21 protein-coding genes and 1 tRNA gene are annotated in these 23,955 nt (G+C 69.7%); 4 read left to right on the forward strand and 18 right to left on the reverse strand.

What is annotated here, in order from left to right; genetic code table 11:
• Positions 1 to 105: 105 nt before the first annotated feature.
• Both WFK95_RS19295 and WFK95_RS19300 read left to right on the forward strand, forming a co-directional pair.
• Positions 106 to 564 carry a DoxX family protein gene (locus WFK95_RS19295; protein WP_336671636.1) on the forward strand — a complete coding sequence of 153 codons (459 nt, stop codon included), beginning with the start codon at positions 106 to 108 and terminating at the stop codon, positions 562 to 564.
• Positions 561 to 962 (forward strand): PPOX class F420-dependent oxidoreductase, encoded by a 402-nt coding sequence (locus tag WFK95_RS19300; RefSeq protein WP_336671637.1) that lies wholly within the window; start codon positions 561 to 563, stop codon positions 960 to 962. Before WFK95_RS19295 ends, WFK95_RS19300 begins: the two co-directional genes overlap by 4 nt.
• Here WFK95_RS19300 and WFK95_RS19305 read toward each other — a convergent pair.
• Together WFK95_RS19305 and WFK95_RS19310 are read right to left on the reverse strand one after the other, a co-directional pair.
• Entirely contained in the window at positions 959 to 2,989 is a 2,031-nt protein-coding gene (locus WFK95_RS19305) for an NADPH-dependent 2,4-dienoyl-CoA reductase (RefSeq protein WP_336671638.1), read from the reverse strand. The two genes, WFK95_RS19300 and WFK95_RS19305, sit on opposite strands and share 4 nt — an antisense overlap.
• Before the next feature lie 50 nt (positions 2,990 to 3,039).
• On the reverse strand, positions 3,040 to 3,573 hold the full coding sequence (locus WFK95_RS19310) for a PadR family transcriptional regulator (RefSeq protein ID WP_224645411.1): 534 nt from the start codon (positions 3,571 to 3,573) through the stop codon (positions 3,040 to 3,042).
• Positions 3,574 to 3,681: 108 nt separating this feature from the next.
• Between WFK95_RS19310 and WFK95_RS19315 the strand changes: the two genes are divergently transcribed.
• Positions 3,682 to 3,755 (forward strand) — tRNA-Arg (locus tag WFK95_RS19315).
• Between the two features lie 3 nt (positions 3,756 to 3,758).
• Here WFK95_RS19315 and WFK95_RS19320 read toward each other — a convergent pair.
• The 5 genes from WFK95_RS19320 to WFK95_RS19340 all read right to left on the reverse strand — a co-directional run bounded on the left by WFK95_RS19320 (position 3,759) and on the right by WFK95_RS19340 (position 8,398).
• A complete protein-coding gene (locus tag WFK95_RS19320; protein WP_224645412.1) occupies positions 3,759 to 4,730 on the reverse strand; it encodes a hypothetical protein in 972 nt (323 codons plus the stop codon).
• Positions 4,731 to 4,746: 16 nt separating this feature from the next.
• Entirely contained in the window at positions 4,747 to 6,159 is a 1,413-nt protein-coding gene (locus WFK95_RS19325) for an MFS transporter (RefSeq protein ID WP_336671639.1), read from the reverse strand.
• 122 nt (positions 6,160 to 6,281) lie between these two features.
• Positions 6,282 to 6,716: a RidA family protein gene (locus WFK95_RS19330; protein WP_224645414.1), complete on the reverse strand. Its 435-nt coding sequence runs from the start codon at positions 6,714 to 6,716 to the stop codon at positions 6,282 to 6,284.
• Positions 6,713 to 7,549, reverse strand: a complete 837-nt coding sequence (locus tag WFK95_RS19335; RefSeq protein ID WP_224645415.1) for a phytanoyl-CoA dioxygenase family protein — start codon at positions 7,547 to 7,549, stop codon at positions 6,713 to 6,715. Before WFK95_RS19335 ends, WFK95_RS19330 begins: the two co-directional genes overlap by 4 nt.
• 210 nt (positions 7,550 to 7,759) lie before the next feature.
• Positions 7,760 to 8,398, reverse strand: coding sequence for a TetR/AcrR family transcriptional regulator (locus WFK95_RS19340; protein ID WP_224645416.1), 639 nt, complete (start codon positions 8,396 to 8,398; stop codon positions 7,760 to 7,762).
• A gap of 108 nt (positions 8,399 to 8,506) precedes the next feature.
• Between WFK95_RS19340 and WFK95_RS19345 the strand changes: the two genes are divergently transcribed.
• Positions 8,507 to 9,727 carry a PucR family transcriptional regulator gene (locus WFK95_RS19345; RefSeq protein ID WP_224645417.1) on the forward strand — a complete coding sequence of 407 codons (1,221 nt, stop codon included), beginning with the start codon at positions 8,507 to 8,509 and terminating at the stop codon, positions 9,725 to 9,727.
• 37 nt (positions 9,728 to 9,764) lie between these two features.
• On the opposite strand, the gene WFK95_RS19350 is transcribed toward WFK95_RS19345, so the two are convergent.
• From WFK95_RS19350 to WFK95_RS19400, 11 genes are all read right to left on the reverse strand, one after another.
• The gene (locus WFK95_RS19350) at positions 9,765 to 10,643 is read right to left on the reverse strand and encodes an NAD(P)-binding domain-containing protein (RefSeq protein WP_224645418.1); all 879 of its coding nucleotides are present in this window, start codon (positions 10,641 to 10,643) and stop codon (positions 9,765 to 9,767) included.
• 35 nt (positions 10,644 to 10,678) lie between these two features.
• The gene (locus tag WFK95_RS19355) at positions 10,679 to 12,145 is read right to left on the reverse strand and encodes an aldehyde dehydrogenase family protein (protein WP_336671640.1); all 1,467 of its coding nucleotides are present in this window, start codon (positions 12,143 to 12,145) and stop codon (positions 10,679 to 10,681) included.
• The gene (locus tag WFK95_RS19360; protein WP_224645420.1) at positions 12,142 to 13,260 is read right to left on the reverse strand and encodes a Zn-dependent alcohol dehydrogenase; all 1,119 of its coding nucleotides are present in this window, start codon (positions 13,258 to 13,260) and stop codon (positions 12,142 to 12,144) included. Before WFK95_RS19360 ends, WFK95_RS19355 begins: the two co-directional genes overlap by 4 nt.
• Positions 13,257 to 15,689, reverse strand: a complete 2,433-nt coding sequence (locus WFK95_RS19365; protein WP_224645421.1) for an AMP-binding protein — start codon at positions 15,687 to 15,689, stop codon at positions 13,257 to 13,259. The genes WFK95_RS19360 and WFK95_RS19365 overlap by 4 nt, the downstream gene beginning before the upstream one ends.
• Positions 15,680 to 16,441 carry a gamma-glutamyl-gamma-aminobutyrate hydrolase family protein gene (locus WFK95_RS19370; RefSeq protein ID WP_224645422.1) on the reverse strand — a complete coding sequence of 254 codons (762 nt, stop codon included), beginning with the start codon at positions 16,439 to 16,441 and terminating at the stop codon, positions 15,680 to 15,682. The genes WFK95_RS19365 and WFK95_RS19370 overlap by 10 nt, the downstream gene beginning before the upstream one ends.
• Complete coding sequence (locus tag WFK95_RS19375) at positions 16,438 to 17,796, reverse strand: glutamine synthetase family protein (protein WP_224645423.1); 1,359 nt, start codon at positions 17,794 to 17,796, stop codon at positions 16,438 to 16,440. The genes WFK95_RS19370 and WFK95_RS19375 overlap by 4 nt, the downstream gene beginning before the upstream one ends.
• The gene (locus WFK95_RS19380) at positions 17,789 to 18,436 is read right to left on the reverse strand and encodes a hypothetical protein (protein WP_224645424.1); all 648 of its coding nucleotides are present in this window, start codon (positions 18,434 to 18,436) and stop codon (positions 17,789 to 17,791) included. The genes WFK95_RS19375 and WFK95_RS19380 overlap by 8 nt, the downstream gene beginning before the upstream one ends.
• A gap of 65 nt (positions 18,437 to 18,501) precedes the next feature.
• Positions 18,502 to 19,926, reverse strand: coding sequence for an APC family permease (locus tag WFK95_RS19385; protein ID WP_224645425.1), 1,425 nt, complete (start codon positions 19,924 to 19,926; stop codon positions 18,502 to 18,504).
• Positions 19,923 to 21,323: a flavin monoamine oxidase family protein gene (locus tag WFK95_RS19390; protein ID WP_224645426.1), complete on the reverse strand. Its 1,401-nt coding sequence runs from the start codon at positions 21,321 to 21,323 to the stop codon at positions 19,923 to 19,925. The genes WFK95_RS19385 and WFK95_RS19390 overlap by 4 nt, the downstream gene beginning before the upstream one ends.
• Positions 21,320 to 22,219: an alpha/beta fold hydrolase gene (locus tag WFK95_RS19395; RefSeq protein WP_224645427.1), complete on the reverse strand. Its 900-nt coding sequence runs from the start codon at positions 22,217 to 22,219 to the stop codon at positions 21,320 to 21,322. Before WFK95_RS19395 ends, WFK95_RS19390 begins: the two co-directional genes overlap by 4 nt.
• Entirely contained in the window at positions 22,212 to 23,720 is a 1,509-nt protein-coding gene (locus tag WFK95_RS19400) for a flavin-containing monooxygenase (RefSeq protein WP_336671641.1), read from the reverse strand. The genes WFK95_RS19395 and WFK95_RS19400 overlap by 8 nt, the downstream gene beginning before the upstream one ends.
• Between the last annotated feature and the right edge of the window lie 235 nt (positions 23,721 to 23,955).

The raw sequence follows: 23,955 nt of genomic DNA on the forward strand, positions 1-23,955 counted from the left end.
GCGATTTCGCGCACGCTGGACCTGCGGCGATGCGTTTCAAGTGGCGCCCGCGCTGCGCTGCTATTAGGTTAGCCTCGCCATTGTCACGAGCTGAAGGTGGAAGACATGAACCGCTGGGCCCCGTACTACCTGTCCGCTCTCCGGATCGTGACGGGCGTGCTGTTCGCGCTCCACGGTGCCGCGACCTTCTGGGGCTTCCTCGACGGTCGCCGGTCGAGCCCGGACGTCTTCGCCTGGCCGAGCTGGTGGGGTGCCGCGATCCAGCTCGTGGGCGGCCTCCTCATCGCCGCCGGCGCCCTGACCCGGCCGGCCGCGATCATCGCCTCCGGCTCCATGGCGTACGCCTACTTCGCCTTCCACGCCGGCGACGGGCTCTCGCCGCTCGCCAACGACGGCGAGCTCTCGGTCCTCTACTGCTGGGTGCTCCTGCTCTTCGCGTTCACCGGCGCCGGGCCGATCAGCGTCGACGCAGTGATCGGCCGCCTGCGGGCAGGGGGTCAGGCTGAGGGAAAGGCCCCGTCGGACCGCGCCGACGAGAAGGATGCGGCAGAGTCGGCGGTATGACCACTGACATCCCCGAAGCCGCGCGCGCTCTCCTCGATCAGGCCCTCGTCGTCGACCTGGCGACGGTCCGCCCCGACGGCGGTCCGCAGGTCAACCCGATGTGGTTCCTCTTCGAGGACGAGCTGATCTGGTTCACGCACACCGACTTCCGGCAGAAGTTCCGGAACCTCCAGCATGAGCCGCGGGTGGCGATCTCGATCCTGCCCGAGGGGAATCCGTACGCCTACTTGGAGATCCGGGGCGAGCTCGACCGGATCGAGCCCGACCCGACGGGGTCTCTGTACACGCGCCTCGCGGAGCGGTACGGCCAGGGCTCGGTCGTGCCGCCGGATGCGGCGGATCGCGTCAAGATCGCGATCCGCCCCACCCGGTTCAGCGGCAACGCTCTTCGGGGCTAGAGCGAGGCCGCGAGCTCGGTGCCCTGACGGATCGCCCGCTTCGCATCGAGCTCGGCGGCCAGCGCGGCGCCGCCGATCACGTGCGCCTTGACGCCGCGGTCCGCGAGCGCCGCGTCGAGGTCGCGCACCGATTCCTGGCCGGTGCACAGGATCACGGTCTCCACGTCGAGCACCCGCGCGTCCTTGCGCTCCTCGCCGAAGGTGATGTGCAGGCCCGCGTCGTCGACCTTCTCGTAGTTCACGCCGCGAAGCTGCTCGACGCCCTTCATCTTCACCGTCGCGCGATGCACCCAGCCCGTGGTCTTGCCGAGGCCGATGCCCTGCGGGGTGCTCTTGCGCTGCAGCATGTACACCTTGGACCGGGTCGACGGTGCGGGGGCCGGCTTGGTGATGAAGCCGGGCACGTCGCCCTGGCGGGTGACGCCCCACTCGGCGTTCCACTCGTCGAGGTGCAGGGTGGGGGACTTGTCGGTCGTGACGAACTCGGCCACGTCGAAGCCGATGCCGCCGGCGCCCATGATCGCGACGGTGTCGCCGATCTCCTTGGCGCCGCTGATCGCCTCGGCGTAGGTGATGACCTTCGGGTGGTCGACGCCCGGGAACGACGGGACGCGCGGCACGACGCCGGTCGCGATGATGACCTCGTCGAACTTGCCGGCCAGGTCGTCGACGGTCGCCTCGGTGTTCAGGTGCACGGTCACCTGGTTCCGGTCCAGCATCGTGGTGAAATACCGGATGGTCTCGTTGAACTCCTCCTTGCCGGGGATCTTCGCGGCGTAGCCGAACTGGCCGCCCACGTGATCGCCGGCCTCGAAGAGGTCCACCTTGTGGCCGCACTCGGCCGCGCTGACGGCGGCGGCGAGCCCGGCGGGCCCGGCACCGACCACGGCGACGCGCTTGGCGGCGCGGGTCGGCGCGAGCACGAGGTCCGTCTCGCGGCCGGCGCGCGGGTTCACCAGGCACGAGACCTTCTTGTGCACGAAGGCGTGGTCCAGGCAGGCCTGGTTGCAGCCGATGCAGGTGTTGATCTCGTCGGCGCGCTCGTCGCGCGCCTTGTTCGCCCACTCGGGGTCGGCGAGCAGCGGCCGGGCGATCTGGACGAGCTGGGCGTCGCCGCGCTCAAGGAGCTCCTCGGCGGTGGCGGGCATGTTGATCCGGTTCGCCGCGCACACGGGGATGTTCACGGCACGGGTCACGTCGGCGGTGAACGCCGCGAAGGCCGCGCGGGGGACCGAGGTCACGATCGTCGGGACGCGCGCCTCGTGCCAGCCGATGTCGGTGTTGAGGATGTCGACGCCGGCGTCCTCGAGCTTGTGCGCCAGGGAGAGGATCTCGTCGCGGGTTTGGCCGTCGGGGACGAAGTCCGCCATCGACAGCCGGAAGACGACGATGAAGTCCTTGCCGCACCGCTTGCGGATCTCCCGCACGATCTCGACGGGGAACCGCTGCCGGTTCTCGGCGGAGCCGCCCCACTCGTCGGTGCGCTTGTTGGTGTGTGCCGCGAGGAACTGGTTGATCAGGTAGCCCTCGCCACCCATCACCTCGACGCCGTCGTAGCCGGCCTTCTGCGCGGTCCGAGCCGCGTTGCCGAAGTCGCGGATGGTCTTGCGCACCTCGAAGCCCGACATCGCGCGGGGCTTGAACGGGTTGATCGGCGCCTTGATCGCGCTGGCGGAGGCGCTGAGCGGGTTGTAGGAGTAGCGGCCCGCATGCAGCAGCTGCATCGCGATCTTGCCGCCCTCCTTGTGCACCGCGTCGGTCACCCGCTTGTGCAGGAGGGAATCGATCGGCGACGACATCTTCGCGCCGGCGGGCAGCAGCCAGCCGGTGATGTTGGGGGAGTAGCCGCCGGTGATGATGAGGCCGACGCCGCCCTTGGCGCGCGCGGCGAAGTAGGCGGCGAGCTTGCCAATGTCCCACGGCATGTCCTCGAGTCCGGTGTGCATCGAGCCCATCACGACGCGGTTCTTCAGCGTGGTGTGGCCGAGGTCGAGGGGCTCGAAGAGGTGGGGGTACTTCGCTGACATGGGCTGATCCTTAATTCGGCTGATCGATCCGGGCTGATGGGAGGGCTGGTTCAGGGGGTGAGGGCGGCGAGCACTTCGTCGAGCCAGTCGACGGTGCCCTGTTCGGAGTACACGCCCCCGCGCAGCACGAGGTGCTGCTGCAGGTCCGTGCCGGTGAGCGTGGTGGGCTCGGGGTAGTCGCGGGCCTCGAGGCTGCGGAAGAGCTCTGCCCGCTCGGCGTGCAGGTCGCGCACGCGCCGGACCTCGGCCATCAGGTCGGCCAGGTCGGACGGTGCCGCCCCGCGGATCTTGGTGGCCAACTCGCGCCGGTCGGTGACGTCCTTGCCGGGGGTACGGATCCATTCCGAGAGGGTCTTCCGCCCGGTGTCGGTGATCGAGTAGACCTTCTTGTCGGGCTTGCCGTCCTGCGCCTGTTCGACGTAGGTGACGAGGCCGTTCTCGGTCATCCGCGCCAGCGTCTTGTAGATCTGCTGGTGCGAGGCGCGCCACCAGTGCCCGATCGAGCGGTCGAAGCGCCGGGTGAGCTGGTACCCGGTGCCCGAGCGCTCGCTCAGGGAGACGAGCAGTGCGTGTTCGAGGGCCACGCCCGCGACGCTACCGGGGCGATCGCAACTATGCAACTAGTTGCACTGCGCTTGTATGCACAACTCGGAGCCTCGCGAGGGTGCCGATAAGATGTCGACCGCACCACTGCCTCCGTAGCTCAGTTGGATAGAGCATCGGCCTTCTAATCCGAATGTCGCAGGTTCGATTCCTGCCGGGGGCGCTCTCAGATGGGAAGTGCGATCGTGGTGTGGAGTCCGCCCGGAAGCTTCGCCACAGCCCCGGCCGCGTGGATGAGGCGGGCGGCGGTGCCGGGGTAGGGGTCGGCGGGGCGCTCTGTGTCGATCCGGATGACGGTGCCGTCCGCTCCGGTGGCGGCGATCGTCAGGCTGGATCTGAACTGCTGGTAGCCAGCGGGTAGGCCGGTCCACGAGACGCGGACGCGCTCGCCGCCCGAGTCCGACACCGTTGCGCTCCGTTCGAAGCCGATGCACGCGCCGCGGGGCACGTCGATGCCCGCGACCTCGAAGGGTTCTGTCGCCGTGATCGGCCCTCCCGATGCCGTGGCCTCGGTCGATCCGAGCCTGAGGACCTCCGCGATCATGGTCGCGGACTGGCGGAGCATGCCGCTGATCGCGTCGGGCTGCGCATCCGGGGAACGACCGATGCCCAGTTCGTCGGTGAGGACCTGCGGTCCCCAGGACGTGATGTCCGCGCGCGAAATCCCCTCCACCGAGACGGGACCGGGCAGGGCGCTCGTCAGCAGCGCCGGTAGTACGTCGAGCCAGAACCCGGGCAGCATCCCGGTGCCGACGATCCGTGCCCCGGTTCGACGGGCTCGATCGTTCAGCTCGTCGAACCGGTGGGCGGGCATAACGACACGTGGGTGCACGAAGTTGGCGTGGACGAGATCGACGCCGCGGGCGGTGCACGCGTCGATCGCGCGGTCGAGGACCGGTCCGGATAGGCCGCAATACACCAGGACGTCGAACGCCTCCGATCCGATCGCGGCCTCGAGGTCGGTCGTGGTGCGCACGCCCGCCGGCGATCCGCCCACGAGCGTTCCGATGTCCTGTCCGGCCTCGGCGTCTAGGTACGCGACGGCGGCGGTCAGCCGGTGACGGCTCGCGCAGATTTCGTCGAGGACTCGCGCCGCCGCGCGGCCTGTGCCGTAGAGGCCGATTCGTCTCGAATGCATCGGTAGGGGTTCCCTCTCAGTGGGCCGGGTCGGCATGGCGTTCCTCACGTCGGTGACGGATTTCTCGGTTCGCGACTTCTTCGAGCGAGCGGCCCGCGGTCTTCGGTCCGAACGCGGCCACGACGATCGCGGCAACGAGGTAGGAGCCGGCGGCGAAGAGCATGACCCCGGCGCGGTCGAATCCGAAGGTGCCCTTCGGGGCCGGGTAATACAGGGCGGTGAACAGCACGCCTGTGACCATGGCTCCGGTCCGACCGATTCCGAAGATGACGCCGGACGCTATGCCGCGGGCCTCCGTGGGCACGACCTCGGGTATGTAGGCGTAGTACGCGGAGAACACGACACCCGTGAGGATGGTGGCGATCGCCGCCGCGGCGTTGTAGGCCGGGATGCCACCGAATCCCATGACCGCGATCGACGCGGCGGAGGCGATCGACGCGAGGAGGATCAGTGTCTTGCGTTCGAGCACGCTGATCAGGAAGAACGTGAGGACGGGCGTGATGACGTAGATCGACGACCAGATCAGGTACGACCGGTACGAGCTCGTGAGTGCCGCGCCCTCGGCGCTCCCGGCGTGCAGGTGCATCGCGTATAGCACGTCCACCATGAAATTCTGATAGAGGTACAGCCCCAGGGTGGCGCCGAACCATCCGAATCCGACGACCGCCACCACGCGGAACAGGGCGGGGTTCATGATCAGGGCCCGGACCGAGAGCCGCGAACCGGCGCTCTCGGGAACGGATTGGACGGGAGCGAGTTCGTGGCCCCGCCGCCGTGCCTCGCGCTCGAGTCGATCGACGAGGCGCTCGGCGTCGTCGATCCGCCCATTCGTCACCAGCCACCGCGGCGATTCGGGCAGCAGAACGCGGACGAACGGGACCATGAACAGCCCGACCGCGCCCACCAGGGGAAGGATCCGCCACGCACCCGGCGGGTTGGCGGGAAGGATGAATGCCGCGAGTGCTGCGAGGATGGGCGCCGTCACCGTGAACGAGATCGTTGAGACTGCCACGAACCGGCCGCGCTTCGCCGACGGGAAGAGCTCGGCGATGTACATCACCAGCGCCGAGGTCACGGCTTGGACGCCGATGCCTGTGATGAATCTCGACACAAGAAGCATCTCGTAATGCGGGAATGCGGCGGTGGCCAGTGAGGCGCACGAATACAGCACCGTGCCCCAGATCAGGACCGGACGTCTGCCGAACCGGTCGGCCAGTCGGCCGCCGACGATCGCACCCGCGATCATGCCGGCGTAGAAGATCGAGATCACGTTGCCGACGGCCTCGGGCGCGACGCCGGTCCGGGGATCGCGGGGGAGTTCGGTGGCCAGCGGGATGTTCAGGCCGTTGTCGTAGTACTCGATCATCATGTTGACCGCCAGCAGGACGATCCACAGCAGATGTGATCGCAGAACGGGGAGGCGGTCCATCCGGGCCAGGATTTCGCGACCTCGTACGACGTCGGAGTGGTGGGGGACGAGGATTTCGGACATGGGTCACTCGCTTGGGAAATGGCGACCGCGGTCGCTGGGGAGGGTGGAGCCTGCGCGGCTCAGGCGGCGTCGGTGAACGCGACGACGCGGATCTCGACAAGGAGTTCCGGCCGGGCGAGCTCGGTGACGCCGACGCCGGTCCAACACGGGTACGGCTCGGCCAGAAACTCGTCCTTGACCGCCATGAACGCCGCAGAGTCCCGAGAGAGGTGCGTGTGGAACGTGGAGAGCTCGATGACGTTGGCGAGCGATGAGCCGGCGGCTTCGAGCGCCGTCCGCACTCCCTCGAAGGCGTGGCGGGCCTGCGCTTCGATGCCTTCCGCGGGCAGCCCGGTGGCGGGGTCGATCCCCACCTGGCCGGAGACCCACACGAGGTCCCCGTACCGGGTCGCCGTGGCGAAGTGGAGTGTGTCGTAGTACTTCCGGGCTCGGTCGCCGGGGTTGAAGAACTCGCGAGCCGGCTTCGCGACGGGCGTCTTCACGGCGGCGCTCATGCGACCTGCTGGAAGATCGGCGAGCGGAAGAGGTCGCCCTCGTTGAGCTTGGACATCTCGTCGGCGAAGAGGACTCCGTTCCGCGCGTACCTGGGATTCGAGGTAGGAAGTTCCCGGAACCGAGACTCGTCGCCGAAGAACCGGAGCACCAGGGTGTGGCGATCGGGGGTCGCAGCGTCCACTTGGGCGCCGCCGTGGACCGATCGAGGGTGGAGGAAGACGACGTCGCCGGGATTGACCTCGTACGAAACCAGGTCCCACGAGTCCGGGTTGGCGGCGAGATCCCTGTCGATGTGCGGAAGCCGGGGGAGCACGCCGTCGTTGTGAAGCGGCTCCGTCGGATCGTCGGCATTGGCGAATGTGGAACCGTCGTACTCGATCCCTGCCCAGCTTCCGCGGACGACCTCCAGTGAATTGGCTTTCGGGATGTGCTGGAACGAGATCCACGCGTTGCCCCAGTGCGGGCCCGCCCACGGAAGGTTGGCGGTGTCCTGGTGGAACGGCCCGCGGCCGCTGTTGCCGCCCTCCTTGACGAAAACCTCCTCGGCGAAGTACCAGACGTGTTCGGATCCCCAGAGCTGCTGGAAGATTCCGGCGAACGGAAGCGTCTGGACCAGCGCGTCGAGCTTCGCCTTCGAGTGTGGGTTCGCGTTGTCGATGTGCGTCGCGAGCGAGGTCCCCTCGAGCGCCCGGAAGTGGTAGGGGCCGGGGTTCGCGACGTTCCACGTGAACGTCTCGTAACACGCTGCGAGCTGTGCTTCGTTCAGGCAGTTCCGGACGACGGTGATCCCGTCCTCGCGGAACTGACGGGTCTGCTCGTCGGTCACCTTCATGGCTGCTCCTTCTATGTTTTCACGATGTGATGCGAGCCACAGTAGCGCCGTTCGCAGATTTACACAACGGCTGTTATGAAAATCGGGAAGGCTTCTTGCCCTTTTGCATTCGCGTGGTCGGACGGTGTGCTGAACGTGGTCGCAGGGGCATGCCGAACCGCGTCGAGCCACGCCGCGCGCAGTGAGCGCGCGACGTACGTGGCAGGGAAGTCAGCCCGCGGCGGGCCGCAGCAGGGTCTCGACCGCGTCGAGTAGTTCGTCGACCCGAGCGGGGGTGAACCGGTCCGGTTCGACAGGGGCGAGCATCGCCCATCCGTCGCCCATCCCGGTGATGTTCTCGGCGAGGATGTCTGCGCGGATGTCCGTACGGATCGTGCCGCGACGTTGCCCCTCGCTGATGGTGTCGGCGAGCTTCGCCCGGAACCGTGCGTAGCGCCGTTGGAAGATGTGCGCGAGGGCGGGCTCCTGTCGCGCGGAGGAGACCAGTTGGCTCATGACCGGCCACTGCTCGCGGTCGCCGACAGTCATGGCGAGCCAGCGCTCGAGCATCGACCGGACACCCGCGCGTTCCTCGTCCGGGTGCACCAGGCTCTCGTACGTGTCGAAACGCTGCTCGGCGAGCGCTGCGATCAGTTCGGACTTGTTCGTGAAGTAGTAGGTGACAGCGCCCGTGGTGCATCCCGCGGCATCGGCGACCTTCCTCAGCGAACACGCCCCGTAGCCGTCGGCGGCGATGATCGAGGTCGCGGCGCGCAGCAGTTCGGCACGCCGTTCGGCGTGATCTCCCGGCGGGCGGCCGCGCCGCGCAGCGGAACCGCGGCCCCGATCCGGCTTCGAATCTTCTGCCATTACCGGAAGCCTATACGTCGGACCGGACCAGCGGCGCGGCCCGGCGTCGCACTCGCGGTGCTCGTCGGAGCGGGACCGATCGGCTGTCCGCAGCGCTAGAGTGCGACGGTGGAAACATCGTGGCCGCGTCCGAGCGTGCGCATCTCGGCGCTCATCCGGCTGGTTGCGGAGCACATGCTCGCCGCGGCCGACACCGCTGCGGAAGAGGTGACGGCGGCGGCCCACGAGTCGGCGGAATACCGCGCCCTCCTCGACGACCCGCAACTGCTCGATGCGGACCGACGAATGAACCGGACCAACATGCTCCACTGGCTGTCCGCGAACATCCAGGAGCCGGGAATGCGGGTTCCGCCCAGCATGGATCCGGAGATCCTGCAATTCGCGCGGGACGTTGTGCGCCGCGGCCTGGATCTGCACGACCTGGGTTCCTGGCGCGGCGCGCAGCACGGGGCGTGGTCGATGTGGGTCGACGGCTGCTTCGCAGCCACCACCGACCTCGACGAGCTTCGGGACCTGATGAAGGTGTCCGAGCGCTCGATGGCGACGTTCATCGACGATTCGATCGCCGCGCTCGACGAGTTCGTGGACGAGGAGCGCGCCGTTCTCGCCAAGGGGGCGAACGCCGAACGGCACGCCACCGTCCAACTGCTGCTCGAAGGCGCGCCGATCGGTCGCGCGAGGGCGGAATCGCGCCTCGGCTACGCACTGACGGGGGACCACGTGGCCGCGATCATCTGGAGCGATTCGGCAGAGCAGGCGGCGGGCCTCGACACTGCGGCGGAGGCCGTGATGCGGATGTGCGGTGCCGGGCGCCGGCTCACCCTCAACGCGAGTACCACGGCCCTGTGGGTCTGGGTGCCGGCGCACGGGGTCCCCCCGACCGAGGCCGCCGAACAGATCGTGGCCGAAACACCGGGGATCCACCTCGCCTTCGGCCGCCCGGGCCAGGACCTCGAAGGCTTCCGCCGCAGCCACCTCGACGCGGCGTCCGCGCAGCGCATGCTGGCCCGACTCGGCTCGACCCGGACTGTCGTGCGCTACGAGGACGTCGCTCTGGTCTCGGTGCTCACCGCCGACATGGCGCAGGCCGATCAGTTCGTCGCCGACACGCTGGGCGACCTGGCCACGGCCGACCCCGCGTTGCGCGAGACCGTGCTCACCTACGTCCAGGAGCGGTTCAACGGCTCCGCGGCCGCCGAGCGCCTGTTCACGCACAGGAACACCGTCGAGCGGAGGCTGGCGCGAGCCGACCAACTCCTGCCCGTGCCGCTCGCCGAGAACGCCGCGAGTGTCGTCGCAGCGCTCATGCTCGTGCAGCTGCGCGACTGACATCCGCGGCGTCCCGATGGGGTTGTCTCGCCCAGGCTCACCCCGCGGCGACGATCCTCGCCTGGGCCGCGAACCCGAGATCGCCGAGGCCGGCGTCCACAGCGGCATTGAGGTTCTCGACGGCGGCGGTGAACACTCGGGCCCGGATGCCCGCCTCCGCCATGATGGCGGCGGCACCGTCGAGGCCCTGCGCGTACGTCGCGATCGTGGCCTGGTCCGTCGCGAAGTCGCCGCCGTCGATCGCGGCTGCGGCCCTGGCGGTCTCTGCCTGAATGGATGCGAACACCGCCGGCGTCAGGTTCTCGAGCAGGGACAGATCGACGCCCTGACCCAGCATGTAGGTCGCCGCCTCGACGTACGCACTGACCGCGGGCACGAGGAACATGCCGACGAGTCCCGCGTTGAGGACGCTGGCCGTCCTGTCCTCCGGCGACACCCACACCGACATCGGTGTCAGGGCCGTGAGGGCCTGGCCGTGTGCGGCCCATTCGGATTCGGATCCGGAATAGAGGATCGCCGCCGCCTCGGTGCCGATGTCGGCGGGGTAGCCGAGGATCGAGCCGTCCAGGTAGGCGGCGCCGCGTCCGCGAGCCCACTCGCCGAACGCCTCGACCTCCATGGGAGTGCCACTGCCCACGTTGACGAGCGTGACGCCCGTCCAGTCCGGCACGTCCCGCAGGACGGCGAGGGCATCGTCGTAGGTGGACAGGCAGACCAGCACGAGCGGTGCGGTGCCGACCGCGTCGGCGGCCTCCCGCACGGGGGTGATCGCCTCGCTCGCCAGCGCCTCGGCCTTGGCGTGCGTCCGGTTCCACACGGCGACATCGTGGCCGGCGCCGGCCAGTGTGCGTGCGAGTGCGGCACCCATCAGCCCGCAGCCGAGCACTGTGACGTCGTGAGCTGTGTTCTTCTCCATCGGTGTTCCTCCTCTTCGTTCGGGTCCGGCTCGGCCTACATCGGAAGGTCCGGCGAGTCCACGCCGACCACCCGGTCGCCGCAGAACACCCGGATCGACTCGGCGGGGCCGTGCCCGCCGATGCCGGACGGTCCCCAGAAGCTCTGCGCGGAGTCGTCGCCGAGGTCGGCGACCTTCGCGCCGTTGACGCGCACCTCGCCGGACTTGATCCGTGCGCCGACGGCGATCGCCCGGTCGGTGTCGGTGCCGAAGACGTACGCGTCCAGGCCGGACGGGTGCGCGTTCGCCGCCCGCAGCGCCTCCTCCTCGGACTCCACGCCGTGCAGGGAGACGACCGGGCCGAACAGCTCCGCGGTCGTGCGGTCGGGATCCGATCCGGTGGCCACTGTGGGGGACAGGAAGAAGCCCGCGAGGTCAGGCAGCACGCCGGGCGCGTCGATCTCGGCGCCCAGCCCGCGCAGGCCGTCGATCCGCTGCCGGAGGGTACGGTAGTGCGGCTCGTTGGAGATGGGGCCGATGTCGGTGGCCTCGTCCAACGAGTGCCCGATCCGCAGCTGCGCGATGCGTTCGCCCAGCGCCTCGCGGAGCGGCTGCACGAGGTGCTGCGGCGCGAGCACCTTGCCGGGGCCCTCGCACCACTGGCCGTTGAGATTCGTCATGCCCGTGAGGATCCCGTCGGCGGTCACGTCGACGTCGGCGTCGTCGAGCACGATCACGGGGTTGTTGCCGCCCAGCTCCAGCTGCAGGACCTTGAAGTCCTCCGCGGCCGCCCGGGCGATCGCCCGTCCCGCGCCGGGGCCGCCCGTGAAGGAGACCACCTGGACACGGCGGTCGCCCGTCAGTGCGGCGCCGATGTCGCCGGTGCCGTGCACCAACTGGAGGGCCCCGTCGGGCAAGCCGGCATCGACGAAACACTCGGCGATCACCTGCGCGCTGGCGGGCGCGTGCTCGGACGGCTTGAGGATGACGGGGCAGCCCGCGGCGATCGCACTGGCCGTCTTCGCAGCCGGGATGAAGCTCGGCCCGTTCCACGGGGTGAGGATCGCCGCGGGGCCCCACGGGATCCGGTGCAACCGAACGTCGCGGCCGCCCGCGGAGAGCGCGGTGACGCGGGCGATGTTCCGCGCCTCGGCGGCCGCGCCGCGCAGGCGGTGGGGGAGGAACGCCGCGAGCTTGCGGGTGGCGCCGATCGCCGTGCCGCTGGTGAGCGCGTCGACCCGCGCGATCTCCTCGAGCCGCTGCTCGACGAATCCCGCGGCCCGTTCCAGCGCCTCGGCGCGTTCGATCCGGACGTCGTCGGTGGTGAAGTCCGTCGCGTCGTAGACGCGCTGCGCGAGGTCCAGCGCCCGGTCCAGATCGGCGTGGGTGGTGGTCACCGTGCGGTGCACGGGCTCGCCGGTGTTCGGGTCGACGTTCCAGGTGTCGAGCGTCTCGCACTCGACCCACTCCCCGGCGATGTAGCTGCGGGGCTGGGCGAGGGTGGTGGTGGTTTCGGTGGTCACTGGGTCACCTCGGTCTCGGAACTGGTGGGCATGGCGACGACGATCCGCGTGACGTCACCCGACTTCATGGCCTCGAAGCCCTCGTTGATCTCCTCGAACGGAATGACGTCCGTGACCATCTCGTCGAGCAGCAGTCGGCCCTGCTGGTACAGGCGGGCGAACTGCCCGATGTCCTCGCGCGCCTGGCCGGAGCCCATGTACGAGCCGATCAGGCGCTTCTCGCTGAAGAAGAAGTCGGAGGCGGGGACGGGCACGTCGGTCCCGTCGGGTGCGATGCCCACCAGGCACGCGGTGCCGGTGGCCCGCACGATCGCGAGCGCCGTCGCGGCGGTGCGCGCCGAGCCGACGGCCTCGAAGGCGTAGTCCACCCCGTCGCCGAGCAGCTCGGTGATCTCGCCCCGCACATCGCCCGCACCGTTGATGGTGTGTGTGGCGCCGTACCCGTGCGCGGCCTTGAGCCGGGCGTCGTCGAGGTCGATGCCGACGATCGCCGATGCGCCGGCCAGCCGCGCGCCCTGGATGATGGCCGAACCGACTCCGCCGCAGCCGATCACCGCGACGGTGGATCCTGGGCGTACCTGCGCCCCGCGGAACACCGCGCCGACGCCGGTCACGATGCAGCAGGACAGCAGGCAGCCGACGCGGGTGGGCACGTCGTCGGGCAGCTTCACCGCGGCGTTCGCGCGGAGCAGGATGTGCTCGGAGAACGCACCCACGTCGCCGAGGCGCGCGACGGGCTTCCCGTCGGGCAACGCGTACGAGGGCCGGGGGCGGCGCCGGATCTCCGCCTGCCGCTGGCACTGGGTGGAGCGGCCGGCGTTGCAGTTCGCGCACTGCCCGCACGACGGGGTGAGCGCGCCGGTCACTCGGTCCCCGGGCTTGAGGTCGGTGACGGCGGAGCCGACCGACTCGACGACGCCTGCGACCTCGTGCCCTACGACGACCGGGATCTCGGATTCGACGGTGCCGGTCATGTAGTGCAGGTCGCTGTGGCACAGCCCCACGTGGGTGACGGCGACCCGCACCTCGTTCGGCTCGGGATCGTCGACGTGGATGTCGGTCAGGTGCAGGGGCCGGCCCACCTCGGTGAGCACGGCGGCGCGGGTGGTGATCATCGGTTCGCTCCGTTCGCGGTGGCGGGTGTGCGTGCGTCCCAGAAGCCCTGCACGCCGGCGGTGAGTGCGCCGCTGTTCCAGGACTCGTCGGCCGCGGCGTCCTCGCGCTCGAAGGCGCGCTCGATCTCCGAGATAGACGGCCGCAGCAGCTCCAGGTGCAGGGCGGTGTTGTTGACGCCCTCGGGGTTCCACGCGTGCACGGTGTCGATGGCGCGGTCCAGCAGCGCTTCCGGTTCGACGATCTCGTCGAGCAGGCCGATCTCCAGTGCCTCGTCGGCGCCGACGCGTTCGGAGGCCAGGACCATCCGCATCGCGTGGCCGCGGACGATGCGGGGCAGCAGGATGCTGGAGGCGTTGGAGATGGTCAGACCTCGTCCGTTCTCGGGCTGGTAGTACTCCGTCCGGGGCGTGCCGAGGCGGGCGTCGCAGCACAGCGTGATCTCCGACGCGCCGCCCACGGCGATGCCGTTGATCGCCGCGATCACGGGCACGCGGGTCTCGATCACGGCGCGGGTCACGTCGTGGAAGCTCTCGAAACTCTCCCGCATCTCCTCGAAGGTCGTGGGCGCGGCGGCGAGGTCCTCGCCCGCGCTGAACGCGCGTCCGGTGCCGGTCAGCACGATGCCCCTGGCCTTGTCGCCGGCGCCGTACTCGCGGATCAGCGCGGACAGGCGCCGGCGCATCGGCGCGGTCAGCGCGTTCAGCTTCTCGGGGCGGCGCAGCGTGATGACGGCGACCTCGCGGGTCACCTCGACGAGCACGTGCTCGGTCCCCTGGTCGGTGCTTTCCACTTGGTTCTCCTTGTTCGACGGTGCCGGCGCGCGCAGGTCGTGGACGGTGCCGGGGGCCTGCGCGGCGCGGGCTTTGAGTGCGGGTTTGGACACCCGCTCGGACGGGGTGCGCGGGAAGTCCGCGACGAATTCGACGTAGCGTGGAACCTTGAATCGGGCGAGTCGCTCCGCGACGCGGGCGACGATCGCCTCGGCCGTCGGACGGTCCGCGGGGACATCCACCGCGAGCTGCACGAAGGCCTTGACCTCCTCGCCGAGCACGTCGTCGGGTTCGGCGACCACGGCGGTCGCGACCACGGCGTCGTCGCGCTCGAGCGCGGCCTCCACCTCGGCGGCGGCCACGTTCTCCCCGCCGCGCCGCACCATGTCCTTGAGGCGGCCGACGAGTCGGATCCCGCCGTGCTCGTCCATGACGGCCAGGTCGCCCGTGTGCAGGCGGCCGCAGCGGAGGGTCCGGGCGGTCTCCTCGGGGCGGTTCCAGTAGCCGAGCATCATAGGCGCACCTGCCACGGTCAGCTCGCCCGGCGTCCCGGCCGGGACCTCGGCACCGTCGGCGTCGACGATCCGGACCTGCTTGTTGGGCACGGGATGCCCGAGGGTTCCGCTGCCGACGGCGGCGGCGTCGTCGAACGGGCTGAACAGGTCGATTCCGCTCTCCGTCATGCCGTAGACCTCGCGCCAGGGCGCGCCCCAGCGCTCCTCCAGCGCGGAGTGCAGCGCCACGGGGATCGCGGAGCAGAACACGCCACGGAGCCGGTTCGCGCGATCGTCGGGGCCGGGCGGCTGCTTGAACAGCAGCGTGGGCATCGATCCGAGCACGTAGCAGAACGTCGCGCCGTGGCGGCGCACGTCGCGCATGAATCCGGACGCCGAGAACTTCGGCAGCACCACCAGCGGAGCGCCGGTCGTCAACGCCAGCACGGCGTTCCACTGCGGGTCCATGTACGAGAAGGGCTGGGCCGTCAGCAGTACGTCGTCGGGACCGAGGCCGGCCGCTCCGGCGCACGTCCAGCCGATCCGGGTCCAGTAGTCGTGCGTGAGCATGCACGCCTTCGGGAAACCGGTGGTGCCCGACGTGTACTGCAGGTTCGCCAGGGTCTCCGGGCGGATGTCCACGCCAGGCGCGGTGGGCGGGTGCTCGGTTCCGGTGGTCTCCGCGATGTCGACCACGCCGACGCCGGCCACCGCCTCATCACTCGCGATCACGTCGCGCACCAGCGGCAGGTGGTCCGCGTCGGTCACGATCACGCGGGTGCCGGAATCCTCCAGCACGAACCGCAGATCGGCCGCGCGATAGGCGGAGTTGACGGGCACTGCGACCGCACCGGCCTTGAGCACGGCGAACCAGGTGAGCGGCCACCCGGCGACGTTCGGCAGCATGATCGCGACGCGGTCGCCCGGGGCGATGCCGTGGTCCGAGATCAGCAGGTGCGCGAGCCGCGACGACGCCGCGTCGACCTGCTCGTACGTCCAGGACTCGTCGCCGAATCGCAGCAGCTCCGTGCCCGGCGTGCGGGCGGCGCCGTCGGCTAGAAGTCCTGTGACGGTGCCGATCCGGGGGGCGTCGCCGAGCTCGCTCGGGTTGACGGCGACCCGCCGCGCGGTGTCTTCGGTGTGCGAGGTGGTGGTCACTGCCATGCCTCCAGTCGGTTCTTCGATTCGTCGACGATCCAGCTCATCGCCGGGTCGTCGCTGTCCATCCACTCGGGGTGCCACTGCACCCCGAGGATCGGCGCGCCGGGCGCCTCCACCGCTTCGACGACCCCGTCGGACGTGCGGCCCGTGACGATCAGGCCGTCGCCGCACCGGTCCACGGCCTGGTGATGCCACGAGTTCGTCGTCATGCTGGGGCCGAAGACCCGAGCGGCGATGGAGCCGGCCTCGAATCGCACCACGTGAACGGCGTCGCCGTCGGTGGGCGCGGACTGCGGGGACAGGTGCGGGATCGGCCCGGGTGGAAGGTCCGCGACAAGCGTCCCGCCGAGCGCGGTGTTGAGCACCTGCAGACCGCGGCACACTCCGAGCAGCGGGGTGCCGCGGTCGACGGCCGCGCGGGTGAGGGCGAACTCGTACTCGTCGCGTTCCGGGTCGTGCGCGTTCGTGTCGGTGCGCGGGTCCACGTCGCGGACGACGGAGGTGTCTCCGCCCCAGCGGGAGGGGTGCACGTCCTGCCCGCCGGTGATCACCACGCCCGACAGCCACTCGCAGGCGTCGACGGGGTCGGCGTCGTAGGGCAGGTGCACTGGCACGCCGCCGGCCTGCGCGATGCGGGTCGCGAACGCGGACATGAACGAGTCCATGCACGCCTTGCCGTAGCGGGGGTCGGATCCGGCGATCAGGCTCAGTTCGAAACGGCGGCCGGTGATCCCGATCAGTGGCCGGCGGCTCATGAGAACTCGAAGTAGCGTCGGGACTCCCACTCGGAGAGTTCGGCGTACGGGTCGCCGCCTTTGGTGTGGAACTCCATCCACTCCCAGCGGCGCGACGCCGTCCAGAATTCCACGAACTCGTCGCCGAGATATTCGCGGAGGATCTCGTCTGCGTCGAGCGCGGCGATCGCCTTGGTGATGGAGTCGGGGATGCGCGCGACGCCGCAGTCGTCGGGCAGGCACCACGCCATGTCGTCGACCTGGGGTGGGGCCTGCATCTTCCGCTCGATGCCTGCGACGACACCCGCCAGGACGCCGGCCAGCGCGTAGTACGGATTCACGTCCGATCCGGGCACGCGGTACTCGAGGCGCGAGTACTTCGGGTGACCGGCAATGGCACGCAGCGCCGCGGTCTTGTTGTTCACGCCCCACGAGATGGTGGTCGGCGGCCCCGACACGTCCACCAGGCGCCGGTACGAGGTGATCTGCGGCAGCGCGAGCAGCGTGTTGCCGGCCATCGTCGCCATGAGTCCGCCCACCGCCTGCAGCATCACCTCGGACGGACCGTCGGGCGAGTAGAACTGATTCACGCCGTCGCGCTGCAGCGACAGGTTGATGTGTGCGCCCTGCCCGAAACCGGCCGTCGGTTTGGCCATGAAAGTGACCGAACGGCCTTTCTCGCAGGCGATCTCGCGCATGACCTGCTTGGTCCGCACCCACGCGTCGGCGAGTGCCAGCGGCTCCGCGGGAGCGATGTTCAGTTCGGTCTGGCCGGGCGCGGCCTCGTCGGTCCACGCCTCCCAGACGATGCCGAGCTCGTCCAGGCGGTCGGTGACGGCCTCCATGTAGTCGATCCAGTCGGCGGACCGTGCGAGGCAGTAGGTCGATCCGGTATCGCCGCCCAGCGGCATCAGGTCGCGGTAGCCGCGGGTACGAGCCTCCTGGATCGACTCCTCGAACAGCGTCGTCTCGATCTCCACAGCCACGGTGGCGGTGTAGCCCAGCGCCGCGAGCCGGTCGATCAGCCGGCGGACCATGTTCCGAGGGCAGATCGGCACGGGGCGGCCGTCCTTGAGCCAGAAGTCGCCGATCACGGAATCGACGCCGGGCTTCCACCGCACCAGCGTGCTCATGTCGGGGATCATCGAGATGTCGTAGAGGTTGCCGCGCCAGTCGGGGTAGGCGTCGCCGAAGACGATGTCGGTACCCATGTCGATGGCGAACAGGACGTCGGCGAACGCGAAGCCGGATTCCCGGCCCGACGCGAACTTCGCCGGTGTCACGTTCTTGCCCATGAAGCTGCCGTCGTGGTTGGTGGCCTCGAGGCGGAAGGCCTTGGCGGGGGCGTCCACGTCCGGCGTAGAGAGATCAGACATCGAATCGAACCTTCCAGGAGGCGGCGGTCATGACGGACAGTTGGGAGAGCGTCCCCTGCACGCGCACGCCGTGGTCCAGGGCGGAGAGCAGGTAGTCGGCGCCGGTGAACACACCGGCGAGCTGATCCGGGCTGCCGACGATGCGGTAGGTGTCCGGGCCCGCGCCGAAGCGGGCCTCCTCGGGGCCGTCCGGACCCAGCGCCACCGCGACCAGGACGTCCGGTATTCCGCGGATTCCGCGGGTGAGGTCCCAGAACCGCGCGGCCGCGTCGCGCCACGCCGGCAGCTGCGGACACAACGCCTGCCGCACGGCTTCGGCCAGCAGGGGATCGCCGTCGGAAGCGACGACGGCGACGCGGGAGTCGAGGTCGACGACGAGCGCGGCGTCCGTGCCGCCGGTCACGCCACCGGTGACGGTCGCGGCACCGTCGCGCAGGACGACGGTGGCGGCTTGGGGGGTGTTGTGCGACCGTACGGCGACGGAGCCCGAGAGGCGCTCGAGCGCATCGACGGCGTGTCCGATCCGAAACGAGTCCCGCAGGGTGCGGCCGAGCAGCCGGACGATCGGCGTCGCATCGTCGTCGATGACGACCCGGGCACCGCCCGTGACCGGGACCGGAGGGCTGGTAGTGGTTTGCATGGCGTGTCCTAATCGGTAGTGAGGGAAGATGTTTCCGGCGATGCGGCCGATGTTGTGCGCGGGTGTCATTCGAGGGTCGCGTACACGTCCGGCCGGGTGCGGCGCAGCGCGAGCGCCCACAGGAGGCCGGCGACGAACGCGGCGGCCAGCACGGCGAGGAAGACGTCGGCGAGGGTGGCCGAGCCGATGAGTACGTCGAAGTTGCTCACGACCAGCACGAGGATCGCGCTGAGCGCGACGAGTGCGAGAACAGGGGCGACGGTGCCGCGCCACAGGCTCGTCGTCCGCTCCCGGAGGAAGTGCACGACGATCGCGGCCGAAGTGAGGGCCAGCAGGGTGATCAGTCCGAGCGTCCCCGCGCCGCCGAACCACGCGTACACCTGTGTGACGGGGTCGAGCCCGGCGATCGCGGTGACCGCGACAAGCACGCTGATCACCGCGGAGGTGAGGAGCGACGCCACGTGCGGCGACCGGTGCTCGGGGTGCACCTCACCGAGACGCGGCGGCAGCGCGTCCTGCCGGCCGAGGGCGAACAGGTACCGCGAGACCACGTTGTGCGCGGTGAGGATGCACGCGAAGAAGCTGGTGACCAGGAGCACCTGCACCCCGTCGTGCGCGACCTGCGAGATGTAGCGCGTCGCAAGCCCGGGCGCGAGGCCCTCGGGATCCTGCGCGGCGAGCTCGGCGGCGCGGGACACCCCGAGACCGTTGATCATCGCCCAAGAAGAGAGGGCGTAGATCACGGCGATGAGGATCACCGCGATGTAGGTCGCGCGCGGGACGGTGCGGTCGGGGTCCTTCGCCTCGGACCGGAACACCGCGGTCGCCTCGAATCCGACGAATCCGAAGACCGCGAACATGATCCCGGTTCCGGTGGCGCCACTGGTGAACGCGCCCCAGGACAGCGGCTGGGCCGACAGTCCTTCGGCGCCGCCGCGGAGCACGATCGCGAGGTCGACCAGCGCGACGATCCCGATCTCCGCGACCAGCAGCACACCGAGGACGCGCGCGCTCACCTCGACGTTGCGGTAGCCCAGGTAGCCGATCGCTGCGAGCCCGGCAGCGGAGAGGATCCACCAGGGCACCGACACCCCGGTGAACGTGGTGATCACGTTGCGGGCCGCGGCACCGAGGTAGCCCGTCACGGACACCATCAGGACGGCGTAGGTGACCAGGGCGAGCGCCGCGGCACCGATACCGACGGCGGTGCCCAGGCCGCGCTGCACGTACGAGTAGAAGGCCCCGGCGTTCCGGACCTCGGGGGTCATCGCGGAATACCCGACCGTGAACAGCACCAGCACGATCCCGACGATCACGAAGTCGACGGGCGTCCCGATGCCGTTGCCCGTGCCCAGCATGAGCGGGATCAGCCCGGCGAACACCGTCAACGGCGCAGCGAACGCCACGACCATGAGGACGATCTGCGGCACGCCGAGCGTCCGCTCGAGGCCGGTGCCGACGGGTGCCTGCACTTCGCGCTGCTGCGTCACGAGAGCACGCTCCCGCCGACCCGGGCGCCCGCGGCGGTAAGAACCTCCGATGCGGCGCGCTCCGCTGCGCTGACGGCACCGTCGATGTAGCCCTGGTTCAGGATCGCCGTCTCCGTTCCGGCCCAATGGATCCGCCCGATGGGCCGGCGGTCCGCGTCGGTGTACTGGGTCAGAGATCCGGGCGCGCGGGAGCCGACGCAGCCGCTGATCCACTGCTCGTGGGTCCAGTCCTTCTCCAGGTACGCCACCGGATTGGCGGCCTCGGGCCCGAATAGGGTGGTCAGGTCGGCGAGGAAGGCGTCGCGGCGCGCCGCGGGATCGTCGAGGATCGCGTCGGACCAGTGCTGGCCGCAGCCCGCGCCGGCGGTGCCGTGGAAGGTCAGCAGGATGCCGACGCTCGCGTCGGGCGGCGAGTTGTCGACCACGTAGTTCGCGACCGGGAGGTCGGTGACGGCCTGGCCGTTCAGGCCCTGCTCGCGCCAGAAGGGCTGATCGTAGACCGCGAACAGCTTGTTCTCGGAGCCGGTGCTCCACCGTCGCTGCAGCATGCTGCGCCGGGTCGGTAGGTCGGGCGTGAATCGGATGCGGGTCGCGTCCGCGGGCGACATCGCGACGATGACGCGGTCGGCGCGCACGTCGAGCCGCAGGGACCGGACCAGCACCCCGTCGGCATCCTGGTGGACGTCGGACACGGGAGAGTCGAGCACCACGGCCGGCCCGAGGTCGGCCGCCATCCGGTCGGCGATCGCCACCGTCCCGCCCACCACGCGCGATTCCTGCGCGCCGTCGGTGATGTTGACGGCGTGGTCGATCCCGCCGCCGCTTTTGATCCGCGCGAGCTGGACCAGCAACGAGGTGCTGTGCAGGTCCTCGGCGTTGGTCACGGTGAAGGCCATCGTGAACATCTCCCTGGCCTCCGCGGTGAACGCGTGTGCGTCCAGCCACCGGCCGAAGGTGGTCGCGTCCCACTCCTGTGCCCGGCGGGCCGTCCACGGCGCTTCGAGGGGAATCGATTTCGCCATCCGCTCCAGCCGCAGCTGCAGCTGGGCGAAGTCCGCGATCGCGAGGGGACTCATCGGCGGGATGGTTCCGTCGTAGCGCTTGGAACGGCCGCGCCGGTGGTAGATCGACTTGCCGTTGAGGTAGGTCTTGAAGGTCGTGAGGCCCAGCTCGTCGATGAGTGCGAGGACGCGGTCCTGGCCGGGGCCGACCCACTGGCCGCCACCCTCGGTGATCACGCCGTCGGTCACCTGCAGATTCATCGTGCGGCCGCCGACGCGGTCGCCGGCCTCGATCACCGCCACGGAACGTCCGGCCTGGGTGAGCCGGCGTGCGGCCGTCAGCCCGGAGACCCCGGCGCCGATCACCACGACGTCTACGGTGCGCTGCTCGGTCATACCGCCACCTTCTCGATGTGCGAGACGACGTGGTCCGCGATGCGCAGGGCGAGCGCGTCGGGAAGGTGATGCCCCATGCCCGGGATGACGATGTGGCGGGCGTGCGGGATCGCGGCGGCCGTCGCGTCGCCTCCCGACGGCGCCACGATGAGGTCGCGGTCGCCGTTGATCACCAAGGTGGGCGCGGTGATCCGGGCCAGCTCGGCGGTGCGGTCGCCCGACGCCGCGATCGCCTGGATCTGCCGTGCGGTGCCGGCGACACCGTCGCCCGCCGTGCGGTTCCAGGTGGTGACGGCGTGCGCCGCCTCCTCGACCTCGTCGATCGGGTACGCCGTGCCGGCGAGGTGCGCCGTCATCCGCAGGTGCGCCCGGACGGCGCCCACCCGGTCGCGCGGGGGTGGGCTCGCGATGAGCGCCATCGTCGAAGCCGCGGGTTGCCCCACCTTCGGGTTGCCGGTGGTGGAGTACAGCGACGTCAGCGACGCGGTCAGTTCGGGGTACCGCGCGGCCACGGTCTGCGCGATCATGCCGCCCATCGACCGCCCCACGACGTGCGTGGGTCCGAGCCCGAGGTGCTCGACCAGCTGGGCCGCGTCGTCGGCCATGTCCGCCAACGTGTAGGCGTCGCGGCGCGCTTTGCCGAGCAGCTGTTGCAGCGTGTTCGGCGGAGGGGTCGTGGCGTAGGTCGACCGGCCGCAGTCGCGGTTGTCCATGCGGATCACCAGGAATCCTGTAGCGGTCAGAGCGGAGACGAACCGGTCTGACCAGGTCGTGAGGTCCTCCGCGAGGCCGGCGATGAGCAGCACGGGCGGGGCGCCGACGTGGCCGTCCATCCGGTAGCAGATCCGGGTTCCGCCCGGGAGCTGGGCGAACCTGTCCTCGGTGTGCTCAGGCACGGACGGCCTCCTTCGCCGTCGACGGTGCTGGGTCGTCCGTCGTGGAGCCGAACTGCAGAGCGTCGTCGAGCAGGGGGCCGCGGAGGATCTTCGCGTCCTGCTGGTAGGACATGGACTGCTGGAACAGGCCCGTGCCCTGCTTGGGGATGATGTCCTTGGCGCGCTGGGCGTAGCCGGAGCTCAGGTCCAGGATCGGCCGGCGCTCCATCGCGGGATCGGCTTCGACGCGGACGCTGTCGTAGCCGAAGGCGTCCATGTGCGTGACCAGGTCGCAGAAGTAGCGGGCGAGGATCCCGACCTTGAGCGTCCAGGCGGACGTGGTGTAGCCGATCGAGATGGCCAGGTTGGGGAGCCCGGAGAGCAGCGCGCCGCGGTAGGCGACCGTGTCCGGCAGGTTGACCGGGGTGCCGTCGACCTCGAGGTCGATCCCGCCGAGCATGCGCATGTTCAGGCCGGTCGCGGTGACGATCAGGTCGGCGTCGAGGTGCTCGCCGGATTCGAGCGCGATCCCGGTCTCGGTGAACCGGACGATCTTGTCGGTGGCGATGGAGGCGCTGCCGTCGCTCAGGGCTTCGAAGAAGTCGCCGTCGGGGCACAGGCACAGGCGCTGATCCCACGGGTTGTACGGCGGGTTGAAGTGGGTGTCCACGTCGTACCCCTCCGGCAGGGACTTGGCGTTGACGCGGCGGATGATCTTGCGGGTGAGCTTCGGGAAGGCGCGCATGAACTTGACCTGGGCGAGGTCGGTCGTGATGTTGGTGAACCGGGTCAACGCGTAGCCGCGCTTCTCGCCGAACGTCCGGCTCAGCCGCTGTGCGAAGCTGTCGACCTTGGGCCACGGCACCACGTAGGTCGGCGTGCGCTGCAGCATCGTCACGTGCGCGGCGGCACCGTCGTGGTTGAGCATCGACGGGATCAGCGTGACCGCCGTCGCGCCACTACCGATGACCACGACCTTCTTGCCCGAGTAGTCGTAGTCCTCAGGCCAGTGCTGCGGGTGCAGGATGTCGCCCTGGAAGTCCTCGCGGCCCTCGAAGTGCGGGGTGTAACCCTCGTCGTAGCGGTAGTAGCCGGTGCCGGCGAAGATCCAGTTCGCGGTGATGCTCCGGTCACCGTCCGGAGTGCTCACCTCGAGGGTCCACCGGGCGTCGGTGCTCGACCACGAGGCGCGCTGCACGGCGTGCTCCAACCGCAGAAGCGGCGCGAGGTCGAACTCGTCGAGCGTCTCCTGCAGGTAGTTCACGATCTTCGGGGCCTCCGCGATGGCATCCGGGTCCGTCCAGGGCTTGAACTCGTAACCGAAGGTGTGCAGGCCGTTGTCGGAACGGATGCCGGGGTACTTGAACAGATCCCAGGTGCCGCCGATGTTCGCGCGGCCCTCGAGGATCACCACCCGCTTGCCGGGGAATGCCTCGGTGATGTACTTCGCGGCACCGATGCCGGAGATCCCGGCGCCGATGATGACGATGTCGAATTCTTCGGTCTGCGGAAGTGTCTTCATCGTGGGCCCTCTCGGTGGTGACGTTGTGTCGGTGGTCACTTCGTTGTGCCTACGACGGTGCCGGGTCAGACATCGTGTGAGCCACAACACACTGCTCCTAGTTCTTCGAAGGGGTAGTGCAATGTGCACACGCTCCCTGGGGACGGCCATCGGAGATCGCATCGTCTGGTGCAAGGTGTTGCGCCACTCGGGCCTGGGTGTTGCACCTCGTTGTAGCGCGCGCGGGGTTCGCCGC

Source organism: Tsukamurella sp. USMM236, assembly GCF_037148755.1.
Lineage (GTDB): Bacteria > Actinomycetota > Actinomycetes > Mycobacteriales > Mycobacteriaceae > Tsukamurella.

Excerpts from the sequence above, each read along its gene's own strand:
- WFK95_RS19400 (WP_336671641.1), bottom strand. The coding sequence starts at position 23,720 with ATGAAGACACTTCCGCAGACCGAAGAATTCGACATCGTCATCATCGGC.
- WFK95_RS19325 (WP_336671639.1), bottom strand. The coding sequence starts at position 6,159 with ATGGACCGCCTCCCCGTTCTGCGATCACATCTGCTGTGGATCGTCCTG.
- WFK95_RS19330 (WP_224645414.1), bottom strand. The coding sequence starts at position 6,716 with ATGAGCGCCGCCGTGAAGACGCCCGTCGCGAAGCCGGCTCGCGAGTTC.
- WFK95_RS19375 (WP_224645423.1), bottom strand. The coding sequence starts at position 17,796 with ATGTCTGATCTCTCTACGCCGGACGTGGACGCCCCCGCCAAGGCCTTC.
- WFK95_RS19305 (WP_336671638.1), bottom strand. The coding sequence starts at position 2,989 with ATGTCAGCGAAGTACCCCCACCTCTTCGAGCCCCTCGACCTCGGCCAC.
- WFK95_RS19340 (WP_224645416.1), bottom strand. The coding sequence starts at position 8,398 with ATGGCAGAAGATTCGAAGCCGGATCGGGGCCGCGGTTCCGCTGCGCGG.
- WFK95_RS19320 (WP_224645412.1), bottom strand. The coding sequence starts at position 4,730 with ATGCATTCGAGACGAATCGGCCTCTACGGCACAGGCCGCGCGGCGGCG.
- WFK95_RS19295 (WP_336671636.1), top strand. The coding sequence starts at position 106 with ATGAACCGCTGGGCCCCGTACTACCTGTCCGCTCTCCGGATCGTGACG.
- WFK95_RS19365 (WP_224645421.1), bottom strand. The coding sequence starts at position 15,689 with ATGGCAGTGACCACCACCTCGCACACCGAAGACACCGCGCGGCGGGTC.
- WFK95_RS19360 (WP_224645420.1), bottom strand. The coding sequence starts at position 13,260 with ATGATCACCACCCGCGCCGCCGTGCTCACCGAGGTGGGCCGGCCCCTG.
- WFK95_RS19335 (WP_224645415.1), bottom strand. The coding sequence starts at position 7,549 with ATGAAGGTGACCGACGAGCAGACCCGTCAGTTCCGCGAGGACGGGATC.
- WFK95_RS19380 (WP_224645424.1), bottom strand. The coding sequence starts at position 18,436 with ATGCAAACCACTACCAGCCCTCCGGTCCCGGTCACGGGCGGTGCCCGG.
- WFK95_RS19300 (WP_336671637.1), top strand. The coding sequence starts at position 561 with ATGACCACTGACATCCCCGAAGCCGCGCGCGCTCTCCTCGATCAGGCC.
- WFK95_RS19350 (WP_224645418.1), bottom strand. The coding sequence starts at position 10,643 with ATGGAGAAGAACACAGCTCACGACGTCACAGTGCTCGGCTGCGGGCTG.
- WFK95_RS19370 (WP_224645422.1), bottom strand. The coding sequence starts at position 16,441 with ATGAGCCGCCGGCCACTGATCGGGATCACCGGCCGCCGTTTCGAACTG.
- WFK95_RS19390 (WP_224645426.1), bottom strand. The coding sequence starts at position 21,323 with ATGACCGAGCAGCGCACCGTAGACGTCGTGGTGATCGGCGCCGGGGTC.